Below are 2,048 nucleotides of genomic sequence, written 5' to 3' on the forward strand. Positions count from 1 at the left end.
GAACCCAAACCGGAACCTGTAGCCGCTGCTCAACCTGCTGCTATAACTACCGAACCCACACTTGAGGGGGGTGTAGATATGCCGGAAGTAGATGTGACAGCGATTAAAGAAAAGGTCCTGGACTTTTTCTCGAATTTACCAGAAAACTTTAGTAAGTTTTTCAGTGAATACTACCGTCCGCTAACAACTGTAATTCTGATTATTGTGTTGTTTGTAACCCTGCGGGTGTTAGTTGGGGTGATTGATATTATTAATCAAATCCCCCTAGTTAAACCCAGTTTAGAAATGGTGGGAATTGGATTCTCTGGATGGTTTGTCTATCGCTATTTACTGCGGAGCGAAACTCGTGAAGAACTGGTTAATAAGTGGCGCGAGTTTAAGAAAGATGTGTTTGGGGAAAATTAATACTGTTTAGAGTGACTATTTATCAGGATAATTATTGCTAAAAAATATTGGCATTTATTTACTGGTAAAAATGTTAATTGCAGCTCTAATTACACAACGTCAAACATGGTAAATCTCAAGTCCGGTTAATCAGTCAATAACACCTAGCTAAAACGGACTTGATACAACTAGAAGTTAGGTAACTTCCGTATATTATGATTCCCCTGTCTTCAACATAAGACAGGGGATTGTTGTAATCGGGATAGCTATTAATCAGCTATTATTCATGATTCTGTAAGTCTCAAATAGCGCTACCAGACCTTCCCCAGGGCCATAGGGATGATAGCCGGATAATTAAAAGCTAATTATAACTATAATATAGTTATCTCAAATTGTGTGATATAAGGAGACAGACTGATGGAAATTGAGCCAACCAAAAGCATGATATTTAGCTCAATGGTGGCAGTTGTTGGGTTATTTGTCAATAGTTCAGGGGTGGCTTATTCTCAGGGTTCTAACCCAACCTTAATGTTTGAAAACGTGACGCTATCACCGAATTTTGAACCAGATCCAATGATTCTTAGGGGACTGAGTGGGGGTCCGGTGAGGAGTCAAGATATTGCGGGTAGAGAGGAAACGCCAACGGGTTCCTGTATCGGTTATGTGGATCAAAAGCCAGACCATACCCTGGTTTTAACTGAGTTTTTTAACCATCTGAGTCTGACGGTTAAAAGCAATGAAGACACGGTAATTGTGGTTAGGGGACCAGGGGGGAGTTGGTGTAATGATGACTTAATTGGTATGAACCCAGGAATTATCGGTCAGTGGTTATCTGGTAGGTATGAAATTTGGGTGGGTTCCTATGAACCTAATAGCTATCACCCATATATAATTGAAATTACTGCTAGGAGGTCTTCTGAGAATTGATCATGATGACCATTGACGCAGTGGATTGATTGGCGATATAGTATCTAATTTTAAGGACCACCGGAACCGGGGTAAAATTCGGATGCGGGTTTAATTTCGGTAACAATAGGTCGCGGATAGGTTCCTGATATTTGCAGTTGATGTTTGGATTTTCTGGCGATTTGTTCCTGTTGGGAATTATGATAAAAAATTGCTGATCGGTATTGTTCACCTCGGTCAGGACCTTGGCGGTTTAGGGAGGTGGGGTCATGAATTTGCCAAAAGACTTCTAATAGTTGTTCGTAGGAAACTAGATCACGATTATATTGAAGCTGTACCACTTCTGCATGACCTGTAATTCTGGCGGCTACATCTAAATAAGATGGGTGGGGAAAATGTCCCCCCATATATCCGGTGGCGGTTTCAATTACGCCGTTGATCTGACTAAATTTGGCGGCGACTCCCCAAAAACATCCGGCTGCAAAGGTGGCGGTTTCTATCATATTGATGATGTGCGAGACGTTTAGGAGTCAAATAAGGCTGCAATGCCTGAAATAACATCCTAGTGGGACTTCCACCCCTTGGTGGAATATAAGGGATTCGCAACCCTGACCATCCCATAACTGTTTATATGTCCCGACGCTTGGAGAAATCTAAGCAAGGCAGGGAACTCAAGGTCATAAACCAACTGAGAAATCAGGRCGTTAAGAGTAACGGCGATGTGCGAGACGTTTAGGAGTGAAATAGGGCTGCAATGC

3 protein-coding genes are annotated in these 2,048 nt (G+C 42.0%); 2 read left to right on the forward strand and 1 reads right to left on the reverse strand.

Features of this window, described 5'->3' with window-relative positions; translation table 11 throughout:
- Together B9T16_RS28095 and B9T16_RS28100 are read left to right on the forward strand one after the other, a co-directional pair.
- The coding region (locus tag B9T16_RS28095; RefSeq protein WP_410246327.1) for a CAAD domain-containing protein at nucleotides 1-405 on the forward strand (405 nt) is incomplete at its 5' end.
- 396 nt (nucleotides 406-801) lie between these two features.
- Complete coding sequence (locus tag B9T16_RS28100; protein WP_006616037.1) at nucleotides 802-1,311, forward strand: hypothetical protein; 510 nt, start codon at nucleotides 802-804, stop codon at nucleotides 1,309-1,311.
- Nucleotides 1,312-1,361: 50 nt separating this feature from the next.
- On the opposite strand, the gene msrA is transcribed toward B9T16_RS28100, so the two are convergent.
- Nucleotides 1,362-1,790: a peptide-methionine (S)-S-oxide reductase MsrA gene (gene msrA, locus B9T16_RS28105; RefSeq protein WP_202070404.1), complete on the reverse strand. Its 429-nt coding sequence runs from the start codon at nucleotides 1,788-1,790 to the stop codon at nucleotides 1,362-1,364.
- Nucleotides 1,791-2,048 lie beyond the last annotated feature (258 nt).

The organism is Arthrospira sp. PCC 8006 (genome assembly GCF_046480465.1).
Classification (GTDB): Bacteria; Cyanobacteriota; Cyanobacteriia; order Cyanobacteriales; family Microcoleaceae; genus Limnospira; species Limnospira platensis.